Genomic DNA, 25,159 nt, shown 5'->3' on the forward strand with positions numbered 1-25,159 from the left:
GTAATCTAAATGTAAAACGAGAAGGTGTTTCAAAAAAGATAGACAAGGGTAATTTTTGTGTGTACGCAATTATTAGCTGGAAGGTTTATCCGTTTTTGGCACCTTTATCACTTCAATGAAAAAAATAATGAGAAGTGTATAGAACTTTCCATATGAAAGATACTAAGTTCAAATCTTGGTAAGGTTGATTAATAAAGGCATTATTTTTACCGATGCTCTTTTCGTAAACTTTCGATCCATTATAGCCAGAACTTATACGAATAGCAGCAATTACTGAAAAACAACCTTATCTAAAAAAATAATCATCAGATGAAAGTGAGGCAACGTTGGATGAAAGCAACTGGTATTGTTCGTCGAATCGATGATTTAGGTCGTGTCGTAATTCCTAAGGAAATAAGAAGAACACTTCGTATTCGTGAAGGGGATCCTCTCGAAATCTTTGTGGACCGTGATGGTGAGGTTATTTTAAAGAAATATTCTCCTATCAGTGAGCTGAGCGATTTTGCGAAGGAGTATGCAGAAGCGCTATATGATAGCCTAGGCAACCCGGTATTGATTTGCGATAGAGATACGTATATCGCACTTGCGGGTGGTTCCAAAAAAGACTACTTGAATAAAAACATCAGTGAACTTGTTGAAAAGACGATGGAAGACCGTACTTCGTCCCTTGTGAACCAGCAGACTACCATCTCGTTAGTTGAAGGAAACGAAGAGCCTGCTTCTTCTTATACAATTGGGCCAATCATTGCAAACGGCGATCCGATTGGAGCAGTAATCATCTTCTCTAAAGAAGGATCTTTAGGAGATGTCGAACAAAAAGCTGTTGAAACAGCTGCAGGCTTCCTGGCAAGACAGATGGAGCAATAATTACCTTCACCAAATTATTATCTTACCTGAAAGGGCAGCTGACGAGGCTGCCTCTTTTCGTGTTCAGAAGGTTTGTAAAAATGGAAACCCAGCGCTGGTCGCGGCTGACCAAGGCGCTTCCGCTTTTCTTGTTACAGCTATCTAACAATTTATTGTTGTCTATTTTGCTGGGGGCTGTTGCTTTGGCCCTTATGATATAATACGTTTGAAACTGAAATTGGAAGGAGATGGGCGATGAGGCCCGTTGCAGATTCAAAGGAATTGATGAAGGGAGCCATGATCCTTACTTTGGCCGCCCTTGTTACGAAAATTTTAAGCGCTGTCTACCGTGTCCCGTTTCAGAATATCGTTGGGGACATTGGTTTTTACATATATCAGCAGGTGTATCCCTTTTTTGGAATTGTCATGGTTTTATCTACATATGGATTTCCAGTTGTCATATCGAAGCTTTATACGGAGCAGCAGGCTGCTGGGAATAGGGACAGGGCTGATCGTCTTTTGGCCATTTCGCTCGTCTTTCTCGTTATGGTTGGTTTGCTCCTTTTTTCATTTTTCTATATTGGCTCTGGATGGATTGCCGATAAAATCGGGGATCCCGAACTAAAGCCTTTATTTAAGGTTGTGTCAGTGCCATTCCTGCTCTTCCCGTTCACCTCTGTGTTCAGGGGATATTTCCAGGGGAAGGGCAACATGGTACCGACAGCGATTTCGCAGGTTTCAGAACAGTTCATCCGGGTCGCGACCATTCTCGTTTTGTCTGCAGTACTTGTGCAGCAGGGATTCTCTCTCTATGTCACCGGAGCCGGAGCTGTTTTCGGATCGATTACAGGTGGGGTAATATCCGTTTTGATACTCGGATTATTTTACCTGAAAAATGGAGGAACCAATCCCTTCACCTATTTTCATATAAGGGATTTATTCCAGGATGCCGCCTGGGTCGTAAAAGCGCTGATCATCCAGGGATTTGCCATCAGCATTAGTGGCATGCTGTTAATATTGCTGCAGCTGGCAGATTCCTTGAATATGTATGCTTCATTGCTGGCAATGGGACTGTCAGCGGAGGAAGCGAAATCGGCAAAAGGTATTTTTGACAGGGGGCAGCCGCTGATCCAGCTTGGGACAGTTGTCGCCACTTCGATGTCATTAAGCCTTGTACCGGCCATTTCAGGTGACAAATCGAGTAATCGCCACGAGAAGATACTGCCCAAAGTGAGGCTCGCACTTCAGACAAGCCTGATTTTTGGTGCTGCTGCCGCGGTTGGCCTATATAGCATCATCGTTCCAGTTAATATCATGCTGTTTGAGAATTCCGATGGGTCCAATGTGCTTGGAGTGCTCAGCCTGATGATTTTATTTGGCTCGGTCATCCTGACGATCATGAGCATTTTGCAGGGACTTGATAAATCCCTCTTTCCGGCAGCAGTCATACTTGGCGGATTTGGCTTGAAATACATATTGAACCTGATGCTGATCCCGAATAACGGAACGATGGGAGCTGCTTTTGCCACATTGGCTGCCATGGTTTCAGTCATGTTCATCCTTATATTTAAACTAAGACGTGAACTCGGCCTGCCCGTTCTATCGCTTGTATTCATTGTGAAGATCCTGCTTTCCTCAGCAGTGATGGCTATTTCTTTACGATTCTTTCTATATATTACGGATTTCGGTTATGGCTATATTGAACCAGACAGACTCGGCGCTGTTTTCCAGGCATTAAGCGCAGTGGTGCTGGGAGCACTTGTTTATTTTCTAGTATTGATCAAAACGCGGGCATTAACAGAAGAGGAACTGGTGACTTTGCCATTCGGCAGCAGGATTGTCCAGCTGTTCTCCAGGTAATCCCTGAATAATAAAACGTTTAAGAGAAGGAGGAAGCAGGCTATGAAAAATAAGATATTAATCATCGGACTGGGTGCAGGCGACCTTGATCAGCTGCCGCTTGGTGTATATAAAAAATTAAAACAGGAGAAAAACCTCTTTTTGCGGACGAAAGAGCATCCGGTCGTTACGGAGCTTGAGAAGGAAGGATTGCAGTTTCAATCCTTCGACGAAGTGTATGAGAATCATGACCAGTTCGAGGATGTTTATGAGGAAATCACAGAGTTTCTGCTGACTGAAGCGGCCAAGGCTCCTGTAACCTATGCCGTTCCTGGGCATCCCTTGATTGCGGAGCGGACTGTCCAGCTTTTGCTTGAACGAGGGCCAAGGCGGAGTACGGAAATTGAAATCGGCGGCGGCCAAAGTTTCCTGGACGCCATGTTCCAGTCCCTGGCGATCGATCCAATCGAAGGCTTCCAATTGCTTGATGGCACAGCGCTATCAAAGGAAGACCTGCTGCTGAAGAGCCACACCATCATTGGACAGGTATATGATGCCTTTGTTGCTTCTGACGTTAAGCTGACGCTGATGGAAAAATTACCTGATGATTATGAGGTATTCATTGTGACAGCTGCGGGAAGCAGCGAGGAGGTCATCAAAAAGGTCCCATTATTCGAGTTAGACAGAGAGATGGAGCTAAGCAATCTGACATCAGTTTATGTTCCGCCTGTTATAGATGAGGAAATTTTGTACAAGGATTTTTTGAAGCTGCGTGGAATTATATCAGAACTGCGCGGTCCGAATGGCTGCCCTTGGGACAAGAAGCAGACCCACCAGTCACTCAAGAAGTATTTGATTGAAGAGTCATATGAATTGCTGGAGGCAATCGACAATGATGATATCGATCATATGATTGAAGAGCTTGGCGATGTGCTGCTTCAAGTGATGCTCCATGCCCAGATCGGTGAGGACGAGGGTTATTTTACCATCGATGATGTCATTGAAGGCCTATCAGCAAAAATGGTCCGCAGGCACCCTCATGTGTTCGGGGACAAAATGGCAGAAAATGAAGAAGATGTCCTGAAAAATTGGCAGGAAATCAAGGAGCAGGAAAAAGGCGGTGCCACAAAGTCCATGCTGGAGGGAGCCGGAAAAGGACTTCCGAATCTGCTTAAGGCATTTGAACTGCAAAAGGAAGCCGCTAAAGTAGGGTTTGACTGGAAGACTGCAGCACCGATCCTTGAAAAGGTAAAAGAAGAAATCGACGAGCTCACAGAAGAAATCGCTGAAAAAGGCATCCAGGAAGATATCGAGTTAGAGTACGGGGACCTTTTATTTGCGCTTGTGAATTTTGCAAGGCATTATAACATCAACCCGGAAGAGGCACTAAACAAGACGAACCGGAAATTCATGCGCCGTTTTGCTTATATCGAACAAAAAGCAGAGGCGAATGGCCGGTCTGTAGAAGAGTACACGCTGGATGAATTGGATGCTTTCTGGGAGGAAGCGAAGAAGCAAGGTTTATAATTCAATGCTGTTTCCGTAGAAGCAATAAAGTTTACGAAGTGTACAGGTAAAAGAAACCAATAATCAAAAAGGGGTTTAGATACGATGAGGCTGGATAAATTTTTAAAAGTATCAAGATTGATCAAAAGAAGAACATTGGCGAAAGAAGTTTCCGACCAAGGAAGGATTTCGATCAACGGTGTGCCGGCGAAGGCGAGTACGAATGTAAAAGCAGGAGATGAGTTGGCGATCCGTTTCGGACAAAAGGTTGTTTCTGTAAAAATCGAACGCATCCAGGAAAATTCACGCAAGGAAGAGGCTGCCGAAATGTATACAATCCTCGGCGAAGAGCGGATTCCCGGGGACGACGAAGAGTAAGGCGAGCTTCGTGTGAAGGCTTGTTCTATTCTCTCTTTTTCAATCATAAACATGTACAAAAGTGCATTATGATTGTGAGGGGTATTAATGAGCCAATATTACGAAACGAATCAAACGAAGAGCAATTTGCCAGACCACGATTTAGTGATGAGAGGCAGACGGACACTGGAAATCACAGGAGTAAAGCAGGTTGAAAGCTTCGATAATGAAGAGTTTTTATTAGAGACTGTCATGGGATTCCTTGCGATCAAGGGCCAGAACCTTCAGATGAAGAATTTGGATGTCGACAAAGGAATTGTGTCGATCAAAGGGAAAATCTTTGACCTGGTCTATCTTGATGACCAGCATGGGGAGAAGGCTAAAGGCTTCTTTAGCAAGTTATTCCGATGACGCTTTCGACTCAATTTTTGACCATGCTCGCCATGATATGGATGGGCACTCTATTCGGAGCTTCACTAGATACACATAATCGATTTCTGAAAAGATCCAAACGGAAATCCTGGATTGTCTTCATCAATGACATCCTGTTCTGGGTATTCCAGGGTCTGTCGATTTTCTATGTGTTGTTTTCAGTGAATATGGGGGAATTGCGTTTTTATATCTTCCTCGCCTTATTATGCGGCTTTGCGGCCTATCAGAGCCTTTTCAAGAAGCTTTATCTTAAATTGCTGGAGCGGGCTATCACCTATACGATCAATGTATATGTATTCCTGGTGAAGGCTGTCAGACTGCTGATTGTCAGGCCTCTCCAGTTTTTGGCCGCTACTGCTCTGTCACTCTTGATATTGACGGGAAGAGGCCTTTATTCTCTTTTAAAATGGCTTCTTGCCGTTTTGCTATGGCTGCTCAATCACTTAATCTGGAAGCCGATTAAGTTAATCTTCCTGCTTTTTTGGAAACTTTTGCCGAAAACGGTTAAAAAAAGCGTCGAGAAGTTATATAATAAATTGGCAGGATTTCTAATAATAGTAAAGAATTATTCTACTAAGCCGATAAAATGGATAAAGAAATTCAAAAAGTAGCCTATTGAATTAAACTAAACGTAAATAAAATATAAGGAGGACTGCGGGGAATGAGTGCCATCAGGAAAAAGAACATAGCCAAGATTGAAAATCAATATGTACAGCAGCGTGAAAAAGCAGGAATAGCAGAAAGCAGGAAGCGAAAGCTGCTTTTCAGGCGCCTCGCAGTCTTTGCCCTATTCGCATCGGTCATTTCATATTTGATGATCTCAACCTACATCTCCCAGTCTTCAGCCCTCGAAAAGAAGCAAGAAGATAAGGAACAGCTAGAACAAAAGTTAACAAACCTCCAAAAAGAGCAGGAGATTCTGGATGAGGAAATTGTCAAATTGAACGATGATGAGTACATAGCAAAGCTTGCCCGCAAGGAATACTTCCTGTCCGAAAAGAATGAAATCATCTTCAACCTTCCTAAAGAGAAAAAGGACTCCCAAGATTCGCCTTATTGACACTCTTTTTTTATATTCTGTATAATATAATGTAAGTTTGATTTTTTATATCTTTAAGGAGGCAAAACTTTTTTATGTCAATCGAAGTAGGCAGCAAGCTACAGGGAAAGGTAACAGGCATTACAAATTTCGGGGCGTTCGTGGAACTGCCGGAAGGCTCAACCGGTCTTGTACACATCAGTGAGGTCGCAGATAACTATGTCAAGGATATCAATGACCACCTGAAAGTAGGCGACCAGGTTGAAGTAAAGGTAATCAATGTTGAGAAAGACGGTAAAATTGGGTTATCAATCAAGAAGGCAGTCGACCGACCAGAACGACCAGCTAGACCAGAAAGATCTGAACGACCTTACTCTCAACGTCCACGTGGCGGCGGAAGAGGAAACGACAACCGCAATGCCCGTCCTGAGAATTTCGAGTCCAAAATGGCGAAATTCCTCAAGGACAGTGAAGACCGTTTGTCATCTCTAAAGCGCAACACTGAATCCAAGCGCGGAGGAAGAGGAGCTAGAAGAGGGTAACTTGCTGCTAAGTGAATATATATAATAGCAGGAATCATGCTATACCAAGACAAGTCTTTAATGGGCTTGTCTTTTTGTTTTGTTTTGGGGGCTGGATTAGGACTCAATTGCAGGTTTTTATCCTTAGTTAATGATTTTCCTAGGATAAAAACCAATACTAGAAGGTTCTATTACATAATATAAGTATTCATTAAGTATATTTAGGGGGAAGGACACGAAAAAATGGCCAAAAAACACCCATTAAGGGGATTGAAGATAGATTGGAAAAATTATTCTCTTAATGGACTTCGATAATTGCGTAAAAATCTTACATAATCTCTTAATCTGAAGGGAGAATCTCTCGAAAAACGACTGGAATTGCACAAACATCCGCAATAATTGCGTATTTACCCAAATAATGGCAAGAGGGGAACGGTTTTGTAAGATGATCATGCGATAGCAAATGAAATTAGGTAAAAGCAATGCGCTGGCATTGCAGTAAATAAGCGAAAAGCGCGAACACAAAAACCCTCGCTCCATAAAGGAACGAGGGCTTCTTACGTTGATGACCCCTACGGGATTCGAACCCGTGTTACCGCCGTGAAAGGGCGGTGTCTTAACCGCTTGACCAAGGGGCCATATATAAAATTGTCTTAATATGATGTCCAGCTTCGGCTCCTAGCTCCTCGAGTCGCTTCGGTCCGTCCGATGAAGTCAAAGAACGACTTCACCTGCCGGCCCTCCAGCGCTTGTCGGAGCTAAGCAGTCGCCTACGCTTTTCTTAGTAGCGGCGGAGGGGATCGAACCCCCGACCTTACGGGTATGAACCGTACGCTCTAGCCAGCTGAGCTACACCGCCATATTAATATGTGTTTTGAGGCACAAGAAATATAATACATAGATATTAAAATAGTGTCAATGCATTTTTAAAAGAAAAGCGAAAAATATTAATAGGTAAATTTTAGCGTTGTTTGGCATGAAGATGAAAATATTCCGTGGTATTTCGAGGAATTGTATTATTTTCGGGGAAATGCGTCGAACGAAACTTTGGTGCTTGTCCTTATTTTTGACAAACTTCTGGATTGCTCCCTTTTATAATAATCGCAACGATAAAAAAACGGGGAGTGTATTAAATGCAAAAGGTAGAAAGGAACATGATGGAACCGATCGGTGAAGTTCATCTCGAGGAATCACGATTCAGGTTTGCAAAAGGCATGTCGAAGCTGCAATCCAAAATTGAAAACCTTTTCCTGAAAAAAGGCTATATCTTCTTGATTATTGGATTCTTGCTTGGCCGTGCCTTAATACTGGCAAAGTTAACCCCTTTTAGCCTTCCATTTTTTGCGGCTGTGTATTTGATCCGGAAAGACCGCGCGCCTATTGCGCTGTTTGGTCTGGTTGCCGGGGCTGCAACCTTGACTTTTACTGACGCCGCCTTCACCTTCGCTTCTGTATTCTTATTTTTACTGTTATTCAAGGTGACGGGCAAATGGATCCAGAACCCGATGAAAGTCCTTCCGGTTTATATATTTTTTACTATTTTAATAGCCAAAATGTTAAAAGCTCTAATTTTGTCAGGAAATATCACGATGTATGAGGGAATGATGACTGGAGTCGAAGCTGGGTTGGGTCTTGTGTTGACATTCATCTTCATGCAAAGCATTCCTTTATTGACAGCCGGAAAGCGCAAGCAGTCATTGAAAACGGAGGAAATTGTCTGTTTGATCATCATGCTTGCGTCCGTGATGACGGGAACGATTGGGTGGACAGTCTATGATTTGTCGGTAGAGCACATAATGTCCCGTTATTTGGTCCTCATTTTTTCTTTTGTCGCTGGTGCTACAGTAGGCTCGACAGTTGGTGTCGTCACAGGACTGATCTTCAGTCTCGCAAATGTGTCGAGTTTTTACCATATGAGCCTGCTGGCTTTCTCCGGATTGCTTGGCGGCTTGCTAAAAGAAGGAAAGAAGCCAGGGGTGGCACTTGGCCTTTTCATCGCCACGCTGTTGATAGGCATGTATGGCGAAGGAGGCGGTGCGCTTAGCCAGACGCTGACCGAATCGGCTGCAGCAGTCCTGTTGTTTTTCCTGACGCCGCAATCACTTACGTCAAAAATCGCCAAACATATTCCGGGAACGGCGGAGTATTCAGCCGAACAGCAACAATATATGAGAAAAATGAGAGATGTGACTGCGCAGCGTGTCGTCCAGTTCTCCAATGTATTTGAAGCTCTGTCGAAAAGCTTTACTACCCTGCAGGTGCAGGATGAAACACTGGAAACGGACCGCGATATGGATTATTTCTTGAGCAATGTCACAGAAAAAACATGCCAGACATGCTTTAAGAAAGACCATTGCTGGACAAGGAACTTTAATACAACCTATGACTATATGAGCGAGATTATGCAAGAGATGGATCAAAATTCTGGTGCCGTACCGCAAAAACTTTCACGCGATTGGGACAAGCATTGCACCAGGTCGAAAAAGGTCATGGAAATCATGCAGCAGCAGCTTACCTATTATCAGGCAAATAAAAAGCTTAAGAAGCAGGTTCAGGAAAGCAGGCGTCTTGTGGCAGACCAATTGCTAGGCGTATCAGAAGTCATGGGGGATTTCGCTAAGGAAATCCAGCGCGAGCGTGAAAACCACTCTAAGCAAGAGGAACAAATCCTCGAGGCTCTCCAGGATTTCGGCATCCATATCGAGCATGTTGAAATCTACAGTCTCGAACAAGGAAATGTGGATATCGACATGACCATTCCATATTGCCAGGGACATGGTGAATGCGAAAAGCTGATCGCACCGATGCTATCGGATATCCTGAAAGAAAATATCGTGGTCAATTCTGAAGAATGTTCGACATTCCCGAATGGTTTTTGCCATGTGACATTCCGTTCTGCCAAAGCCTTTGCTGTAGCAACAGGAGTGGCACATGCCGCAAAGGATGGAGACCTGATTTCAGGAGACAGTTATTCTACGATTGAGCTGAGCGGAGGGAAGTATGCCATTGCCATCAGTGATGGAATGGGCAATGGTGAAAGAGCACATTCCGAAAGCCGGGATACTTTATTGCTGCTTCAACAAATCCTGCAATCTGGCATTGAAGAAAAAGTAGCGATAAAATCTGTGAACTCAATCCTATCATTAAGGACAACCGATGAAATTTTCTCCACGCTGGACTTGGTGATGATCGATCTGCAAAACGCATCTGCCCGATTCTTGAAAATTGGTTCGACGCCAAGCTTCATCAAGCGTGGCGGAAAGGTGATGAAGGTCCAGGCGAGCAACTTGCCGATGGGCATACTGCAGGAATTCGAGGTGGATGTCGTTAGCGAACAGCTTAAGGCAGGCGACCTGCTGGTGATGATGAGCGATGGTGTATTCGAAGGGCCTAAGCATGTCGAGAATTATGATTTATGGATGAAACGGAAAATCATGGAGCTTCAGACAGAGGATCCGCAGGCGATTGCCGACTTGATCATGGAGGAGGTCATCCGTTCCCGTGACGGCTCTATCGAAGATGACATGACCGTCGTTGTTGCGAAAATCGATCACAATATCCCGAAATGGGCTTCAATCCCTGTGACCAATTATCAAAAGAGAGCTTAACTATTTAATTTGAGCAATATGCTCTTCCTTTATGTATATTTCCCCTCAGCTTCGTCGAAAATGGTAACAAAATTTATTATAGGCTTCTATCTTTTACTAGATTGTAAAATTAGGGCCTGGAAGCGAGGGGATTGCATGAAAACAGGTACAATCAGGCAAATATTGCTCATTACGGATGGCTGTTCGAACCAGGGTGAAGATCCGATTGCGATGGCTGCGCTGGCCAAGGAGCAGGGGATTACAGTCAATGTCATTGGTGTGATGGAACAGGATGTTATAGATGAACAGGGCATGACAGAAATCGAGGGAATCGCTATGTCGGGCGGTGGTGTAAGCCAGATTGTGTACGCGCAGCAATTATCGCAAACTGTCCAGATGGTGACGAGGAAAGCGATGACCCAGACACTTCAAGGTGTAGTCAATAAGGAACTCCAGCAAATCCTTGGAGGAGGCCGTACAGTGGAAGACCTTCCGCCAGAGCAGCGCGGCGAGGTGATGGAGGTTGTGGACGAGCTTGGGGAAACAGTCGAGCTGGATGTGTTGATTCTTGTCGATACGAGCGCAAGTATGAAGCACAAGCTTCCTACAGTGAAGGAAGCCTTGCTGGACTTGAGTTTAAGCTTGAATGCAAGGTCCGGAGACAACCGCTTTTCGGTATTTGTATTTCCCGGGAAACGAAAAGATGTCGAAAAATTGCTGGATTGGACGCCGAGGCTTGAGTCGCTCACGAGTATTTTTGCCAAGCTGACAACCGGAGGAATTACGCCGACAGGTCCTGCCATTCGCGAGGCACTTTCCCATTTTAATAAAAAACGATCTTTAAGGAGCCTATTGTCCGGTGATGATGAATCCTTCTTTGAAGAATCTGTGTAAAGTCATTCCTGGTACGATCATCGAAGGGAAATGGCATCACAATCGATATACAATCATAAAAGAGCTTGGCTTTGGAGCGAATGGGATTGTTTATCTGGCAAGGCACAATAACAAACAAGTCGCATTGAAAATGAGTGACAATGGAATGTCGATCACTTCTGAGGTCAATGTGTTGAAATCTTTTGCCAAGGTCCAGGGATCTGCCCTCGGACCTTCTTTGCTGGATGTGGATGACTGGGAACGTCCTGGAAAAATGGTGAGCTTTTATGCAATGGAATTCATTAAGGGACCTGATTTCCTTGCTTTCCTGCAGCAAAAAGGCCCTGACTGGACAGGTGTAATGCTCCTTCAGCTGCTTGCAGATTTGCAGCTGCTCCATGAAAATGGCTGGGTATTTGGCGATTTGAAGCCGGATAACCTAATTGTGACTGGACCACCTGCAAGGATTCGCTGTATAGATGTCGGCGGTACGACAATGCAGGGGCGGTCGATAAAAGAATTCACTGAATTCTTTGACCGGGGTTATTGGGGTCTCGGAAGCAGGAAAGCAGAACCAGGCTATGATTTATTTGCTGTCGGCATGATCATGGTGAACACCGCCTATCCGAAAAGGTTTACGAAGAAGTCGGGCGGAATAAATGAAATCATGGAAAAAGTAAAACAAAGCCGAGAGTTGAGGATCTATGAAAAGGTCATCTACAAGGCGCTTGCAGGTAAATATCAATCCGCCATGGAGATGAGGTCCGACCTGCTGCAAGTCCATCAGCCAGCTTCGGAACCGAACAGAAGCACCCGACAGCAAAAAACGGCATCGCCAAAACAAGCGCAATCACATACAAAGGCAAATCCAGCGAGGACAAATTCAAACGCAGCGGGACGGCAAACACGGACGGGATACAATAAGAATAAGAATAAGAATAAGAATAAGAAGAAATCCTCTGCGCTTGAAACAGTCACCATTATTTTGATTATCTCTTTATTATATTTTTTCTATATTTATAGCCAGATTACCTGATTTGTTGAAACCTTTTGCATTCTAGTCCGTACATAAGGGATTAAAGCTCTGTTTTTTGAAAAAAGAGGCCTGAAAGTGTTAAGCTGAAAAAAGATAAACTTGTTTTATTAGAAGATTAATGGGTTGCCGACATGGGTATAGTCTTAAACCGGCAATACTAGTAAGGAAGAACAAGATGATTGAGACAAAGGTAAATACCTTTCTTGAAAAGCATGGTTTTCAGCTGAATAATAAGTCAATTGCAGTTGGTGTGTCGGGAGGCCCTGACTCAATCGCGCTGCTCCACTTTTTATCTGAGCAGCGGGTAAGGAATTCGCTCAACATTGTAGCAGTCCACGTGGACCATATGTTCCGCGGGGATGAGTCCTATCAGGATGCGCTGTTTGTCAAAGCTTTTTGTGATGAACGCAATATTCCCTTTGAAATGAAAAGGGTCGATGTACCGGCCTATATGCGCGAGACAGGGTTAAGCTCCCAGCAGGCTGCCCGTGCATGCCGTTACGACTTTTTTCAGAAAGTGATGGAACAGCACCAGCTTCATTACCTTGCATTGGGACATCATGGTGATGACCAGGTCGAAACGGTACTGATGAGGCTCACCAGGGGAAGTTCCGGGAAAGCCAGGGCAGGGATGCCCTTTTCAAGGGGCTTCGGTCCGTTCACGATTTTCAGGCCCTTTTTATGCCTGACAAAAGCTGACCTTGAAATGTACTGCTCCATTCATTCCTTGGAGCCAAGAATCGATCCCAGCAATGAAAAGGAATACTATAGCAGGAATCGATTCAGGAAAAATGTTCTCCCTTTTTTAAAAGAAGAGAATCCAGCGGTCCATGAGCACTTCCAGCGTTTCAGCGAGGAACTGCAGATGGATGAGGAGTATCTTATTGAATTAACTAGCGAAGAATTGAATAAAGTAATGAAGAAAGAGGACAAAAGGATAAGTATTAGGATCAGTTCTTTTCAGGAAATGCCAATGCCTTTACAAAGAAGAGGGATTAAACTAATATTAAATTATCTTTACAATGATCGACCTGCTTCTCTTTCCGCTATACATATTGAAAAGATTTTTTCAATAATTCGCAATCCCCATCCATCAGGCACTCTTGATTTCCCCGGCGGTTTAAGAATTATACGATCGTATGGAAATTGCCACTTTGAATTGAATCCGCCAGAAGGGCAAAGCTATCGTTTCGAATTATCTGGACCAGATCAGCTGATTTTGCCGAATGGCGATCTCATTGATGCTCAATTGCTCAATGATTCTCATGAACGTGAACTTTCCAATGATCGCTATATCGTTGACCTGGAACAATCAGGGACTCCGCTGATTATCCGGACAAGGCAAAATGGCGACAGGATGTCATTAAAGGGGATGAAGGGTTCAAAAAAAGTAAAGGATATTTTCATCGATATGAAAATTCCGCTGGCCCAAAGAGATGAATGGCCTATTGTGACAGACAGTGAAGGCAGGATCCTTTGGCTTCCGGGCCTGAAAAAATCGAACAATGAAGCAACAAAAGGAAACAGGTTATTACTATTAACTTATATAAAGTATTGATATCTTCCAGGGGGCACAAGGATCATGATGAAAAATGATATTGAAAAGGTATTATTTACAGAAGAGGAAATTCAGGAAAAGACAAGGCAGCTGGCGGCTCAATTAACGGATGAATACAAGGACCGTTTTCCGCTAGCAATTGGTGTTTTAAAAGGTGCGATGCCATTCATGGGCGACCTGCTCAAACGTGTGGATGCGTACCTTGAAATGGACTTCATGGATGTTTCCAGCTATGGAAATGCCATGGTTTCTTCCGGAGAGGTAAAAATCCTTAAAGACCTTGATACCTCTGTAGAAGGAAGAGATATCCTGATCATCGAGGACATCATCGACAGCGGTTTGACACTCAGCTATCTTGTTGAGCTTTTCAGATACCGCAAGGCAAAATCAATCAAGATTGTCACACTGCTAGATAAACCTACAGGAAGAAAGGCAGACATTACTGCTGACTATGTAGGATTCATCGTTCCTGACGAGTTCGTCGTCGGATATGGTCTTGATTATGCGGAAAAATACCGCAACCTGCCATATATCGGAGTCCTGAAGCCAGAAGTGTACACAAAGTAAAACGGTTACGATTTAGTGAATGAAATTCTACATTTTGATTAAGAAGCAAATATTCTGAATGTTAATTTCTTGTATTAGCATAATTTGCTATGATACTATTTAGTATAGTTTGTCTACCGTGGGAGGAGGTAAGGGATGAATCGGATCTTCCGTAATACCATCTTTTATTTATTGATATTTTTAGTCATTATCGGAGTTGTGAGTTTCTTTAATGGCAATAACCAGCCAACTGAACCAATCTCTTACGATAAATTCATGCAGGAACTTGAGGCAGGCAATGTTGATGGTGATCTGACACTGCAGCCTGAACGTGGTGTGTATGAGGTAAGAGGCCAGATGAAAGGCCAAGAGGAAGGTAAAGGCTTCATCACATATGTCTGGAGCAATCCAGATACCCTAAACAGGATTGAACAAGCAGCACAAGCTGCAGAGGTTGAAATTTTACCTGCTAAGGAAACAAGTGGATGGGTGACATTCTTTACGTCCATCATTCCGTTTATCATCATTTTCATTCTGTTCTTCTTCTTGCTGAACCAGGCTCAGGGCGGCGGAAGCCGTGTCATGAACTTCGGCAAGAGCAAAGCGAAGCTTTATAACGAAGAAAAGAAGAAAGTCCGCTTCAAGGATGTAGCGGGTGCAGATGAAGAAAAGCAAGAACTTGTCGAGGTTGTCGAGTTCCTGAAAGACCCTCGCAAATTTGCTGACCTTGGGGCTCGCATACCAAAGGGAATCCTTTTGGTGGGACCTCCGGGTACTGGTAAGACCTTGCTAGCCCGTGCTGTTGCAGGCGAAGCTGGAGTGCCATTCTTCTCGATCAGTGGTTCCGACTTCGTGGAAATGTTTGTCGGTGTCGGTGCATCTCGTGTGCGTGACCTATTCGAAACAGCAAAAAAGAATGCTCCATGTATCATTTTCATAGATGAAATCGATGCAGTCGGCCGCCAGCGTGGCGCTGGACTTGGCGGAGGGCATGACGAGCGTGAACAGACGCTTAACCAGTTGCTTGTAGAAATGGATGGATTCGGAGCCAACGAAGGGATCATCATCGTTGCAGCGACGAACAGACCTGATATCCTTGACCCGGCATTGCTGCGTCCAGGACGTTTTGACCGCCAGATCACAGTTGACCGCCCTGATGTAACAGGCCGTGAAGCAGTATTGAAGGTACATGCTAGAAATAAGCCTCTGGATGAGTCAGTTAACTTGAAAAGTATTGCGGCCCGTACTCCAGGCTTCTCTGGTGCGGACCTTGAAAACCTACTGAACGAAGCTGCGCTTGTTGCAGCAAGGAGAGATAAGAAGAAGATTGACATGCTGGATCTGGATGAGGCAACAGACCGCGTCATAGCTGGTCCAGCCAAGAAGACCCGTGTCATCTCGAAGAAAGAAAGAAATATTGTTGCATTCCATGAAGCGGGCCATACCGTCATTGGGGTTGTACTTGATGAGGCAGAAATGGTCCATAAGGTAACGATTGTTCCTCGCGGGCAGGCAGGCGGATACGCTGTCATGCTTCCAAAGGAAGACCGTTACTTCATGACGAAGCCAGAGCTTCTTGATAAAATCACTGGCCTCCTTGGCGGCCGTGTAGCTGAAGAAATCGTATTCGGCGAAGTAAGCACAGGTGCACACAATGACTTCCAGCGTGCAACAGGCATTGCGAGAAGGATGGTTACTGAATTCGGTATGAGTGACAAGCTCGGACCAATGCAGTTCGGCCAGGCACAGGGTCAGGTATTCTTAGGCCGTGACCTGAACAATGAACAAAACTATTCTGACAAGATCGCATATGAAATTGATGTGGAAATTCAGACAATCATCAAGGAATGCTATGCAAGAGCGAAAAACCTTCTGACAGAGCATCGTGATAAGCTTGATATCATCGCGAACACATTGTTAGAGGTAGAAACTCTTGACGCAGAACAAATCAAGCATTTGATCGACCATGGCCGTCTTCCTGATCGCAAAATCAGTGTCGATAACGACGACATGAAAGTAACAATCAACAAGAAAAAAGATGAAATGCCTGCAATCGAAGAAACTGACAAGAAAGTTGACTCAGTCATCGAAGATCCAAAGGCCATCGATGAAAATCCAAAAGAATAGAATTTATGAAGCAGGTGCTCTTACGGGGCACCTGTTTGTTTTCTTTATTGATAGTACTTGTTTGAGTGTCTTGCAAGATGCGATGGCTTTAAGCACCTCAAGTCGCTTTCGCATCCTAAGCGACTTTTTTTAGTGAATTCCCAGCGATTATGATATGATATTTTCAGTATTGATTCAGAAAACTATTAATAAGTTGGTGAATAGCTTGATTTTTGTTTTTGACGTCGGGAATACAAATATTGTGTTAGGTGTTTATGATAAGGAAGAGTTGAAGCACCATTGGAGAATCGAAACGAATCGCCATAGAACGGAAGATGAATTTGGCATGATTGTCAAAAACCTATTTGACCATGTCGAACTTTCTTTTTCAGATATAGATGGAATCATTATCTCTTCTGTCGTGCCTCCGATCATGTTCTCGCTTGAGCGGATGTGCCAGAAGTACTTTCACATCAAACCGTTGGTCGTGGGGCCTGGCATCAAGACCGGACTTGACATTAAATATGAAAATCCAAGAGAAGTCGGAGCGGACAGGATTGTCAATGCGGTCGCGGCCATTCATGAGTATGGCAGCCCGCTGGTCATTGTCGACTTTGGGACTGCGACAACCTACTGCTATATAAATGAGCATAATCAATATATGGGCGGAGCGATTGCACCGGGGATCGGCATTTCCACTGAAGCCCTTTATTCAAGGGCAGCTAAGCTACCGCGGATAGAAATCAGCAGGCCGGATGATGTGGTTGGAAAGAACACGGTTTCGGCCATGCAAGCTGGCATTCTATATGGATATGTTGGACAAGTAGAGGGAATAGTTAAACGGATGAAAGATAAGAGTAAAGTTCCTCCAAAAGTCATCGCAACTGGAGGCCTGGCAAATTTGATTGCCCTGGAATCGAATATCATCGATGCCGTCGATCCATTTTTGACATTAAAGGGACTGCAGCTTATCTATAAGCGTAATATGGAAAAAAACAATTAAGCTTCCTGCAAAGGGGACGCATACAACTTTACAGCACGAAGGGAGTAGAAAAATGAGTGATTATTTAGTAAAGGCACTTGCTTTTGACGGACAGATCAGGGCATATGCAGCAAAAACAACCGAAACCGTTGGAGAGGCACAGCGCCGCCATTATACATGGCCTGTAGCATCTGCCGCACTTGGCCGGTCCATGACAGCTGGCGTCATGATGGGTGCGATGCTCAAGGGCGATGATAAATTAACGATCAAAATCGAAGGCGGAGGCCCACTTGGACTTATTCTTGTGGACAGCAATGCCAAGGGACAGGTAAGGGGCTATGTGTCGAATCCCCATGTCCACTTCGACTTGAACGAGCACGGCAAGCTTGATGTAAGAAAAGGCGTCGGTACAGACGGAACGCTTACGGTCGTGAAGGATTTGGGACTGCGCGACTATTTTACAGGACAGGTGCCAATTGTATCAGGTGAGCTAGGTGAGGACTTCACTTATTACTTCGCAACATCTGAACAGGTCAATTCTTCAGTTGGTGTAGGTGTACTGGTTAATCCAGATAACTCCATCAAGGCAGCGGGAGGATTCATCATCCAGCTGATGCCTGGTACAACAGAAGAAACGATTACAGCGATCGAACAGCGATTGCAATCGATCCCGCCAGTATCAAAGCTGATTGAAAAAGGACTATCTCCGGAAGAATTGCTGGAAGAATTGTTTGGTAAAGAGAATGTAAAAGTTCTTGATACAATGCCTGTGAACTTTGAATGCAATTGCTCGAAGGACCGATTCAGCAACGCCTTGATCAGCCTTGGTGCAGATGAAATCCGAGATATGATCGAGACAGAGGGTCAGGCAGAAGCACACTGCCATTTCTGCAATGAGAAATATATGTTCACTAAAGAAGAACTGGAAGAGATAGAGAGAGAAGCAAAATAAGCGGTATCTGGGGGATGAGAAGTGGAAAAGAAGCAGCTTTGGTACATTATTGCCGGGTTAGCCATATTGAACGCAATAACTCTTGTGATGCTGCTAGCCAAGCCTGCGATCCTTGAAGGGAAACAGGAATCCGTTGCGAAGATTGGCAAAGAGTCAATCTCCCGCCAGGAATGGCTCACTGAGCTCGAAGAACGATACGGCCAAGAAACATTAAGGGACCTGATTGACCAGGAAGTAGTCAAACAGATGGCAGATAAATATGATATCAAGCTGTCTGATCAGGCAATCGAACGTGAAATGACTATTTATAAGGCCTTGTATTCCTTAGCAGGTAACGAGCCAAAAACAGAAGAAAAATGGAAGGAGCAGATCAAATACAGTCTGCTGCTCGAAGAAATTCTAACAAAGGATGTTAAAGTATCTGAAGAGGATATGAAGTCGTTTTACGAACAGAATAATAGTCTTTTTGATATACCTGCCTCTTATCACCTATCCCAAATCGTTGTCGAAACGAAAGAAGAAGGGGATTCAGCTGTGAAGGAGCTGAAGAATGGCTCCAGCTTCGCTGCTCTTGCGATGGAGCGGTCACTCGATGAGTTTTCGGCGAATGCAGGTGGAGACATCGGCTTTGTTACGGAAGAAGATGAGCTTATTTCCCCGGAGGTCATTGATGCGGCAAAAACGCTGAAATCCGGAGAGTGGACAGGACCCGTAAAAATAGAAAATGGGTATGCGATCGTCTATCTTCATGAGAAGCTTGAAGGGAAAAAATATGCCTACAATGAAGTGGAGAATCAGATACGCAGGCAAATTGCCCTTGAACAAATGGATATCCCTGTGTCTGCTCGGGCTTTCTGGAATGATGCAGATGTCAACTGGTTTTATGGCGACAGCGGGAAGAAATAATGGGGAAGCACCGGTTGGCATGAACCGGTGCTTTTCTTGTTTAGCGAGATTCAAAATAGGTTAGTTTAAAAAGGATAGGGCTCTTTTCAATGTTGCTTTGGCATCGGTGGGATAATTTTGTAGGAAAAGAGCCTAGGCTAAAGACTGATTTCAGTTTTTGTCGAAGCATACTGATTGACATAGACTAAAAGTACTGGTAAATTTTAATAAAACCAATTAAAATAGTCGGATTAAAGGGGTGGGTAATTTGGTACGTATTGCAAATTCAATTACTGAGTTGATCGGCCAGACACCAATTGTGAAGCTTAATGGTCTTGGTGATGACCAAAGTGCGGATATTTATTTGAAGCTCGAATACATGAACCCGGGCAGCAGCGTCAAGGATCGTATCGCATTGGCGATGATTGAGGATGCTGAAGCTAAGGGAGTGTTGAAACAAGGAGATACAATCATCGAGCCTACTAGCGGCAATACTGGTATCGGCCTGGCAATGGTGGCGGCAGCCAAAGGGTACAAAGCGATCCTCGTCATGCCAGAAACGATGAGCATGGAGCGCAGGAATCTTCTGCGTGCCTATGGAGCTGAACTTGTGTTGACTCCTGGACCAGAAGGAATGGGCGGTGCCATCCGCAAAGCGTCAGAACTGGCGAAGGAAAAGGGATACTTCATGCCTCAACAATTCGAGAATGAAGCAAATCCAAGCATCCACGAAAGAACGACAGGTCCGGAAATCGTCGAGCAGATGGGTGACCAGCTGGATGCCTTCATCTCTGGCATCGGCACAGGCGGAACGATTACAGGGGCAGGAAAAGTCCTTCGTGAAAAATATAAGGATATCAAGATTATTGCAGTAGAGCCGACAGACTCACCGGTATTATCTGGCGGAAAGCCGGGGCCTCACAAGATCCAGGGAATCGGCGCCGGATTCGTCCCAGGCGTACTTGATACGAATGTTTATGATGAAATCATCAAGGTCGAGAATGAACAGGCATTCGAATATGCCCGCCGTGCAGCAAAAGAAGCGGGCATCCTTGGCGGAATCTCATCAGGTGCAGCCATCTATGCAGCACTGGAAACAGCGAAAAAGCTGGGCAAAGGCAAAAAGGTTCTGGCAGTCATCCCAAGTAACGGAGAACGCTACCTGAGCACCCCGCTTTATCAATTTGAAGAATAGTTATAGGAAGAGGCAGGCTGAACAGCTTGTCTCTTTTTCTATGCCGGGAATAATTAAAACGACAAATTCTCTGAAAAACCATCATTTTAAAAATGAAAGCGCGCCCTTCATCATGTATGATGGATAAAGAGAAAAAAATTGAGGTGAAAAACTTGCCGGACTATAGCATTCAATCACAGACAATACCATATACAGCTTCACGTTTTTTTCATCAATATGATCATATAGCACAACAATATAAAGAGCATGTCATCCTCGAAAGCGGGAGAGGCGGGCGTTACAGTATCGCCGCGTTCAATCCCTGGATTGTGTTTTCTGGTAAAAACAATCAACTGACAATCACAGAGCAAGGATCCTCGACTATTCTTGAGGGAAATCCTCTCGAGCTAATGAAGGATCAAATGCAAAATTATCAGGTACCTGAAGTGGAAGGCTTGCCTGATTTCCAGGGCGGTGCCATCGGCTACCTGAGCTATGATTATGCACGCTATATCGAAAAGCTTCCATCGCTGGCTAAGGATGATTCCGGAATCCCGGAGGTCTACTTTCAGCTATTCAAAGAATGGTTTGTCTTTGACCATCAAACAGACAAGCTTTGGCTGATGGCCCTGACGGAAAAAGGCGAGGATAAGCAGTCGGAGGACAAGCTTTCAGATTGGTTAACAAAATGGGAGGCTGATGTACCAGCAGTTGAAGCTGAACATAGGCCTGCAGCAGATGAACTTCAAGTCTCCATGGATGAAGCTGAATTCATCGAAGCAGTAGAGAAAGTACAGCGATACATTGCCCAGGGGGACGTATTCCAGGTGAATCTGTCTGTCAGGCAGTCCAAGCCAATCGAGACAGAAGCGCTGGAAGTTTACCGGCAGCTTCGCAAGCTGAATCCATCTCCTTATATGGGTTATCTGCATACGCAAAACTTCCAGCTCGTAAGCGGTTCGCCTGAACTTTTAGCGAAAGTGAAAGGGTCTGAGGTCAGCACACGGCCAATTGCCGGCACGAGATCAAGGGGCAGGACAGACGAAGAAGATTTGCAGCTTGCCTATGAACTGATCAACAATGAAAAAGAGCGTGCCGAGCATGTCATGCTTGTCGACCTTGAAAGGAACGACTTAGGAAGGGTTTGCAAGTACGGTACGGTCGAAGTCAATGAGTTCATGGTCATTGAAAAGTATTCGCATGTCATGCATATCGTCTCTAATGTCAGAGGAGAGCTCGCAGAGGGGGAGACATGGTTCGATGTCGTCAATGCGACCTTCCCGGGCGGTACGATTACTGGTGCCCCGAAGGTGAGGACAATGGAAATCATTGAAGAACTAGAGCCTGTGAGACGCGGACCATATACTGGCTCGTTGGGCTGGTTCGGTTTTAATGGCAATATGGAACTGAACATCATCATCCGGACGATGCTCATCAAGGATGGGATGGCTCATGTACAGGCAGGAGCAGGCGTTGTCATTGATTCCATCCCTGCAAATGAATACAAAGAATCCTTAAAGAAGGCAATTGCTCTTTGGAAGGCGAAAGAGCTTGCGGAGGGTAAAGCATGATTTTGATGATTGATAACTATGATTCATTCACATATAACCTTGTTCAGTATTTAGGCGAGATGGGCGAAGAACTTAAAGTCATCCGCAATGACCAGACGTCCATCAGCGGAATTGCGGAGCTTGACCCTCAGTTCCTGATGGTCTCACCAGGACCATGCAGCCCTAATGAAGCGGGCATCAGCCTCGAGGCCATCAAGAGTTTTTCAGGAAAGACGCCTATTTTCGGTGTCTGTCTCGGACATCAGTCCATCGCCCAGGTGTTTGGCGGCGATGTGGTCCGTGCGGAGCGGCTCATGCATGGGAAAACGTCCATGGTCTATCATGACGGCAAGACGATTTTCGAAGGGGTGGAGAATCCGTTCCCTGCGGCACGCTACCATTCCCTCATCGTTAAAAAAGAAACCCTCCCTGACTGCCTGGAGGTTTCTGCGTGGACAGAAGAAGGAGAAATCATGGCGATTCGCCATAAGACACTGCCGGTCGAAGGTGTCCAATTCCATCCGGAATCGATTTTAACGACTCCAGGAAAGCAGCTGATGCGCAATTTCATTACTCATTACAAGACTGCAAAGGAAGTAAGTTTATAATGTTTGTTTATATGAATGGAGAGTTCGTGAAAAAGGAAGAGGTCAGCATCTCTCCTTTTGACCATGGATTCCTTTATGGTTTAGGTGTCTTTGAAACGTTCAGAATCTATAATGGCCACCCTTTTTTGCTGGATGACCACCTGGAGCGGCTGAATGACAGTCTGCGGGTTTTGGACATCGAAGCTGAATTCACCAGGGAGCAATGTGTGAAGATCCTGGATGGATTATTAGCAAGAAATAAACTTCAGGATGCCTATATCCGTTTCAACGTTTCAGCAGGAAACGGCGAAATAGGCTTGCAGACTGGGACATACCTTGAGCCGAATGTGATTGTTTTTTCGAAGCCGCTGCCGCAAGCAGGGAGTATGAGTGAGAAAAAAGCTATGCTGCTCGAATTAAGGCGGAACACACCTGAAGGAACAGAGCGGCTGAAGTCACACCATTATCTTAACAATGTACTGGCCAAGCGTGAGGCAGGCCCTGCGGTGGATACGGAAGGGATTTTCCTGACAAGCGATGGGTTTTTGGCTGAAGGAATTGTCTCGAATATTTTCTGGTACAAGGGAGGCATTCTTTTTACGCCTGCAGTCCAGACCGGAATTTTGAATGGAATCACCCGCAGGTTCGTCATTGCTCTTGCCCGCAAAGCAGGCATCGAGGTTCGTGAAGGCTTTTACAAAAAGGAAGAAGCGGAAGCAGCAGATGAAATTTTCCTGACAAACTCGATTCAGGAAATCGTCCCGGTTAATGAGTTCGAGGGTAGAAGGTTTCCCGGGAAATCAGGAGAGCTGGCGAATCTTCTTTTTGGTGAATATGAAGCTTACCGGGAGACATTATGGAGCAGAACAACATTGGATGGAGGAGCTCGAATATGAATACCGTGATAAAAGCTGGTCCATATACACTGGACTTTACTGATAAAACATTAATCATGGGAATTTTGAATGTCACACCTGATTCTTTTTCGGATGGCGGAAAATACAACCACCTTGAAAATGCCGTTAAGCATGCTAGGCAAATGATTGCAGACGGAGCAGATATCCTGGACATCGGCGGTGAATCGACAAGGCCTGGGCATGAACGGATTTCTGACGAAGAGGAAATCAGCAGGGTTGTCCCGGCGATAAAAGCCATTTCTAAAGAAATCGAGGTTCCCATTTCGATTGATACCTATAAATCGAAGGTGGCCAAAAGTGCCGTCGATGCTGGAGCGGCCATCATCAATGATATCTGGGGAGCGAAGGAAGATCCGGAAATCGCTGATGTTGCAGCGGAAACCGGGGTTCCAATCATCCTGATGCACAATCGGAATGACCGCAATTATTCGAACTTCATTCGTGACGTATTGAATGATTTATATGAAAGCATTACGATCGCGAAAAAAGCAGGGGTAAGCGACGATCAAATCATCCTTGACCCGGGCATAGGGTTTGCGAAAGATCTAAAGGAAAACCTCGAGATGATGCGTCATCTTGATACGCTTGTATCACTAGGATATCCCGTCCTCCTTGGTACATCGAAAAAGTCGATGATCGGCGGAGTCCTCAATCTTCCTGTGTCGGAACGGACAGAGGGTACGGGAGCGACCGTATGTTATGGAATCCAGAAAGGCTGTCAGATCGTCAGGATTCATGATGTAAAAGAAATGTCGCGCATGGCAAAAATGATGGACGCGTTGATGGGAAAGGGTGAATATCGTGGATAAAATACATGTCAACCAAATGGAGTTTTACGGGTACCATGGTGTTTTTCCTGAAGAAACAAGGCTGGGCCAGCGCTTTGCAGTCGATCTGACGGTGGAACTGGACCTTTCGAAAGCGGGAAAAAGCGATGAATTGGAGCATTCCATCAACTATGCGGACTTGTATCAAGTCTGCAAGGACATTGTGGAAGGAAAACCGTTCAAGCTTGTAGAATCGATTGCTGAAAAAATTGCCGGAACCATTCTGGAAAGCTTTTCGCTCGTCGAAATCTGCCATGTAAAAGTCATCAAGCCGGACCCGCCGATTCCCGGACACTATAAATCCGTCGCAGTCGAAATCACAAGGAGTAGATGACAGTGGAAAATAAAGCATATATTGCGTTAGGCTCCAATATGGGTGACCGGCTTGGATATTTAACACAGGCCATTATCCTCCTTGAAAGCCGTGAAGACATCACAGTGGTAAATACTTCTTCCATCTATGAGACCGACCCTGTAGGCTATACTGACCAGGATCAATTTTTGAATATGGCCATTCAAGTAGAGACAAGCCTTTCTTCTTTCGAACTGCTCGATACATGCCTGGAGATTGAGTTAAAACTTGGGAGAAAAAGGGAAATAAAGTGGGGTCCTAGAACTTTGGACCTTGACATTTTGCTGTTCAATCACGAGAATATTGAAACAGAGAAGCTTACAATTCCGCACCCTCGGATGAGCGAACGCGCATTTGTAATCCTTCCATTGCTTGAAATGGAACCGAATCTCATGCTCCCGACCATGAAGGGGCCGCTGAAAGACTGTTTACTAAGTATACCGGATAGAGAAGGAGTACGAATATGGAAGCAGAAAAATGGGGAAGACGTATTCGCGCTTATCGAAAGCTGAAGGGTTTTACACAGGAAAGCTTCGCTAAAGAGCTAGGTTTATCGGTTTCCATCCTTGGGGAAATCGAACGTGGCAACAGGATGCCTGATGAAAGACTGATAGTCAAAATTGCAGAATTCCTGGGTGTCGAAATAGATGAACTAACCCCACAGTAGAGTTTATAGATCGATCAACT

Annotated in this window: 25 protein-coding genes and 2 tRNA genes; 25 read left to right on the top strand and 2 right to left on the bottom strand. The window is 44.8% G+C overall.

What is annotated here, in order from left to right; translation table 11 throughout:
* Positions 1–330 precede the first annotated feature (330 nt).
* The 8 genes from spoVT (at position 331) to RH061_RS00385 (ending at position 6,561) form a co-directional block, all read left to right on the top strand.
* On the top strand, positions 331–867 hold the full coding sequence (gene spoVT, locus RH061_RS00350; RefSeq protein ID WP_311073202.1) for a stage V sporulation protein T: 537 nt from the start codon (positions 331–333) through the stop codon (positions 865–867).
* 234 nt (positions 868–1,101) lie between these two features.
* Positions 1,102–2,706: a putative polysaccharide biosynthesis protein gene (locus RH061_RS00355; RefSeq protein ID WP_311073203.1), complete on the top strand. Its 1,605-nt coding sequence runs from the start codon at positions 1,102–1,104 to the stop codon at positions 2,704–2,706.
* 42 nt (positions 2,707–2,748) lie between these two features.
* Entirely contained in the window at positions 2,749–4,212 is a 1,464-nt protein-coding gene (gene yabN, locus RH061_RS00360; RefSeq protein ID WP_311073204.1) for a bifunctional methyltransferase/pyrophosphohydrolase YabN, read from the top strand.
* Between the two features lie 84 nt (positions 4,213–4,296).
* A complete protein-coding gene (locus RH061_RS00365) occupies positions 4,297–4,569 on the top strand; it encodes an RNA-binding S4 domain-containing protein (protein WP_311073205.1) in 273 nt (90 codons plus the stop codon).
* An 87-nt stretch (positions 4,570–4,656) separates the two neighbouring features.
* A complete protein-coding gene (yabP, locus tag RH061_RS00370; RefSeq protein WP_214710346.1) occupies positions 4,657–4,959 on the top strand; it encodes a sporulation protein YabP in 303 nt (100 codons plus the stop codon).
* Complete coding sequence (yabQ, locus tag RH061_RS00375) at positions 4,956–5,591, top strand: spore cortex biosynthesis protein YabQ (RefSeq protein ID WP_311073207.1); 636 nt, start codon at positions 4,956–4,958, stop codon at positions 5,589–5,591. Before yabP ends, yabQ begins: the two co-directional genes overlap by 4 nt.
* 50 nt (positions 5,592–5,641) lie before the next feature.
* The gene (locus tag RH061_RS00380) at positions 5,642–6,040 is read left to right on the top strand and encodes an FtsB family cell division protein (RefSeq protein WP_311073209.1); all 399 of its coding nucleotides are present in this window, start codon (positions 5,642–5,644) and stop codon (positions 6,038–6,040) included.
* A 74-nt stretch (positions 6,041–6,114) separates the two neighbouring features.
* Positions 6,115–6,561: a S1 domain-containing RNA-binding protein gene (locus RH061_RS00385; protein WP_311073210.1), complete on the top strand. Its 447-nt coding sequence runs from the start codon at positions 6,115–6,117 to the stop codon at positions 6,559–6,561.
* A 545-nt stretch (positions 6,562–7,106) separates the two neighbouring features.
* Here the strand turns inward: RH061_RS00385 and RH061_RS00390 are convergent.
* Positions 7,107–7,178: transfer RNA gene (locus tag RH061_RS00390), tRNA-Glu, on the bottom strand.
* A gap of 147 nt (positions 7,179–7,325) precedes the next feature.
* Positions 7,326–7,399: transfer RNA gene (locus RH061_RS00395), tRNA-Met, on the bottom strand.
* A gap of 274 nt (positions 7,400–7,673) precedes the next feature.
* Between RH061_RS00395 and spoIIE the strand changes: the two genes are divergently transcribed.
* The 17 genes from spoIIE to RH061_RS00480 all read left to right on the top strand — a co-directional run bounded on the left by spoIIE (position 7,674) and on the right by RH061_RS00480 (position 25,139).
* Entirely contained in the window at positions 7,674–10,148 is a 2,475-nt protein-coding gene (gene spoIIE / locus RH061_RS00400) for a stage II sporulation protein E (RefSeq protein WP_311073212.1), read from the top strand.
* Between the two features lie 135 nt (positions 10,149–10,283).
* Complete coding sequence (locus RH061_RS00405; RefSeq protein WP_311073214.1) at positions 10,284–11,021, top strand: vWA domain-containing protein; 738 nt, start codon at positions 10,284–10,286, stop codon at positions 11,019–11,021.
* Complete coding sequence (locus tag RH061_RS00410) at positions 10,990–12,036, top strand: protein kinase domain-containing protein (protein ID WP_311076222.1); 1,047 nt, start codon at positions 10,990–10,992, stop codon at positions 12,034–12,036. Before RH061_RS00405 ends, RH061_RS00410 begins: the two co-directional genes overlap by 32 nt.
* 175 nt (positions 12,037–12,211) lie before the next feature.
* A complete protein-coding gene (gene tilS / locus RH061_RS00415) occupies positions 12,212–13,594 on the top strand; it encodes a tRNA lysidine(34) synthetase TilS (protein WP_311073216.1) in 1,383 nt (460 codons plus the stop codon).
* 27 nt (positions 13,595–13,621) lie between these two features.
* Positions 13,622–14,161, top strand: a complete 540-nt coding sequence (hpt, locus tag RH061_RS00420; RefSeq protein WP_209438078.1) for a hypoxanthine phosphoribosyltransferase — start codon at positions 13,622–13,624, stop codon at positions 14,159–14,161.
* Positions 14,162–14,296: 135 nt separating this feature from the next.
* A complete protein-coding gene (gene ftsH, locus RH061_RS00425; RefSeq protein ID WP_311073218.1) occupies positions 14,297–16,267 on the top strand; it encodes an ATP-dependent zinc metalloprotease FtsH in 1,971 nt (656 codons plus the stop codon).
* Positions 16,268–16,472: 205 nt separating this feature from the next.
* Positions 16,473–17,249 carry a type III pantothenate kinase gene (locus RH061_RS00430; protein WP_311073220.1) on the top strand — a complete coding sequence of 259 codons (777 nt, stop codon included), beginning with the start codon at positions 16,473–16,475 and terminating at the stop codon, positions 17,247–17,249.
* A gap of 52 nt (positions 17,250–17,301) precedes the next feature.
* On the top strand, positions 17,302–18,180 hold the full coding sequence (gene hslO / locus RH061_RS00435) for an Hsp33 family molecular chaperone HslO (protein ID WP_311073222.1): 879 nt from the start codon (positions 17,302–17,304) through the stop codon (positions 18,178–18,180).
* A 21-nt stretch (positions 18,181–18,201) separates the two neighbouring features.
* A complete protein-coding gene (locus tag RH061_RS00440) occupies positions 18,202–19,086 on the top strand; it encodes a peptidyl-prolyl cis-trans isomerase (protein ID WP_311073224.1) in 885 nt (294 codons plus the stop codon).
* Positions 19,087–19,333: 247 nt separating this feature from the next.
* Positions 19,334–20,260 (top strand): cysteine synthase A, encoded by a 927-nt coding sequence (gene cysK / locus RH061_RS00445; RefSeq protein ID WP_396654842.1) that lies wholly within the window; start codon positions 19,334–19,336, stop codon positions 20,258–20,260.
* A gap of 152 nt (positions 20,261–20,412) precedes the next feature.
* On the top strand, positions 20,413–21,810 hold the full coding sequence (locus tag RH061_RS00450) for an anthranilate synthase component I family protein (RefSeq protein ID WP_396654879.1): 1,398 nt from the start codon (positions 20,413–20,415) through the stop codon (positions 21,808–21,810).
* The gene (pabA, locus tag RH061_RS00455) at positions 21,807–22,397 is read left to right on the top strand and encodes an aminodeoxychorismate/anthranilate synthase component II (protein ID WP_311073226.1); all 591 of its coding nucleotides are present in this window, start codon (positions 21,807–21,809) and stop codon (positions 22,395–22,397) included. Before RH061_RS00450 ends, pabA begins: the two co-directional genes overlap by 4 nt.
* Entirely contained in the window at positions 22,397–23,272 is an 876-nt protein-coding gene (pabC, locus tag RH061_RS00460) for an aminodeoxychorismate lyase (RefSeq protein ID WP_311073228.1), read from the top strand. The genes pabA and pabC overlap by 1 nt, the downstream gene beginning before the upstream one ends.
* Positions 23,269–24,102, top strand: a complete 834-nt coding sequence (gene folP, locus RH061_RS00465) for a dihydropteroate synthase (protein ID WP_311073231.1) — start codon at positions 23,269–23,271, stop codon at positions 24,100–24,102. Before pabC ends, folP begins: the two co-directional genes overlap by 4 nt.
* On the top strand, positions 24,095–24,454 hold the full coding sequence (folB, locus tag RH061_RS00470) for a dihydroneopterin aldolase (RefSeq protein ID WP_311073232.1): 360 nt from the start codon (positions 24,095–24,097) through the stop codon (positions 24,452–24,454). Before folP ends, folB begins: the two co-directional genes overlap by 8 nt.
* A gap of 2 nt (positions 24,455–24,456) precedes the next feature.
* Positions 24,457–24,984: a 2-amino-4-hydroxy-6-hydroxymethyldihydropteridine diphosphokinase gene (folK, locus tag RH061_RS00475; protein WP_311073234.1), complete on the top strand. Its 528-nt coding sequence runs from the start codon at positions 24,457–24,459 to the stop codon at positions 24,982–24,984.
* Positions 24,936–25,139: a helix-turn-helix domain-containing protein gene (locus RH061_RS00480; RefSeq protein WP_311073236.1), complete on the top strand. Its 204-nt coding sequence runs from the start codon at positions 24,936–24,938 to the stop codon at positions 25,137–25,139. Before folK ends, RH061_RS00480 begins: the two co-directional genes overlap by 49 nt.
* Positions 25,140–25,159 lie beyond the last annotated feature (20 nt).

The sequence above is a fragment of the Mesobacillus jeotgali genome (genome assembly GCF_031759225.1).
GTDB classification, from domain to species: Bacteria; Bacillota; Bacilli; order Bacillales; family Cytobacillaceae; genus Mesobacillus; species Mesobacillus jeotgali_B.

Excerpts from the sequence above, each read along its gene's own strand:
- yabQ (WP_311073207.1), top strand. The coding sequence starts at position 4,956 with ATGACGCTTTCGACTCAATTTTTGACCATGCTCGCCATGATATGGATG.
- RH061_RS00405 (WP_311073214.1), top strand. The coding sequence starts at position 10,284 with ATGAAAACAGGTACAATCAGGCAAATATTGCTCATTACGGATGGCTGT.
- hpt (WP_209438078.1), top strand. The coding sequence starts at position 13,622 with ATGAAAAATGATATTGAAAAGGTATTATTTACAGAAGAGGAAATTCAG.
- RH061_RS00380 (WP_311073209.1), top strand. The coding sequence starts at position 5,642 with ATGAGTGCCATCAGGAAAAAGAACATAGCCAAGATTGAAAATCAATAT.
- RH061_RS00365 (WP_311073205.1), top strand. The coding sequence starts at position 4,297 with ATGAGGCTGGATAAATTTTTAAAAGTATCAAGATTGATCAAAAGAAGA.
- hslO (WP_311073222.1), top strand. The coding sequence starts at position 17,302 with ATGAGTGATTATTTAGTAAAGGCACTTGCTTTTGACGGACAGATCAGG.
- RH061_RS00480 (WP_311073236.1), top strand. The coding sequence starts at position 24,936 with ATGGAAGCAGAAAAATGGGGAAGACGTATTCGCGCTTATCGAAAGCTG.
- RH061_RS00410 (WP_311076222.1), top strand. The coding sequence starts at position 10,990 with ATGATGAATCCTTCTTTGAAGAATCTGTGTAAAGTCATTCCTGGTACG.
- spoIIE (WP_311073212.1), top strand. The coding sequence starts at position 7,674 with ATGCAAAAGGTAGAAAGGAACATGATGGAACCGATCGGTGAAGTTCAT.
- folP (WP_311073231.1), top strand. The coding sequence starts at position 23,269 with ATGAATACCGTGATAAAAGCTGGTCCATATACACTGGACTTTACTGAT.
- RH061_RS00385 (WP_311073210.1), top strand. The coding sequence starts at position 6,115 with ATGTCAATCGAAGTAGGCAGCAAGCTACAGGGAAAGGTAACAGGCATT.
- pabA (WP_311073226.1), top strand. The coding sequence starts at position 21,807 with ATGATTTTGATGATTGATAACTATGATTCATTCACATATAACCTTGTT.
- yabN (WP_311073204.1), top strand. The coding sequence starts at position 2,749 with ATGAAAAATAAGATATTAATCATCGGACTGGGTGCAGGCGACCTTGAT.
- pabC (WP_311073228.1), top strand. The coding sequence starts at position 22,397 with ATGTTTGTTTATATGAATGGAGAGTTCGTGAAAAAGGAAGAGGTCAGC.
- spoVT (WP_311073202.1), top strand. The coding sequence starts at position 331 with ATGAAAGCAACTGGTATTGTTCGTCGAATCGATGATTTAGGTCGTGTC.
- RH061_RS00355 (WP_311073203.1), top strand. The coding sequence starts at position 1,102 with ATGAGGCCCGTTGCAGATTCAAAGGAATTGATGAAGGGAGCCATGATC.
- tilS (WP_311073216.1), top strand. The coding sequence starts at position 12,212 with ATGATTGAGACAAAGGTAAATACCTTTCTTGAAAAGCATGGTTTTCAG.
- ftsH (WP_311073218.1), top strand. The coding sequence starts at position 14,297 with ATGAATCGGATCTTCCGTAATACCATCTTTTATTTATTGATATTTTTA.
- yabP (WP_214710346.1), top strand. The coding sequence starts at position 4,657 with ATGAGCCAATATTACGAAACGAATCAAACGAAGAGCAATTTGCCAGAC.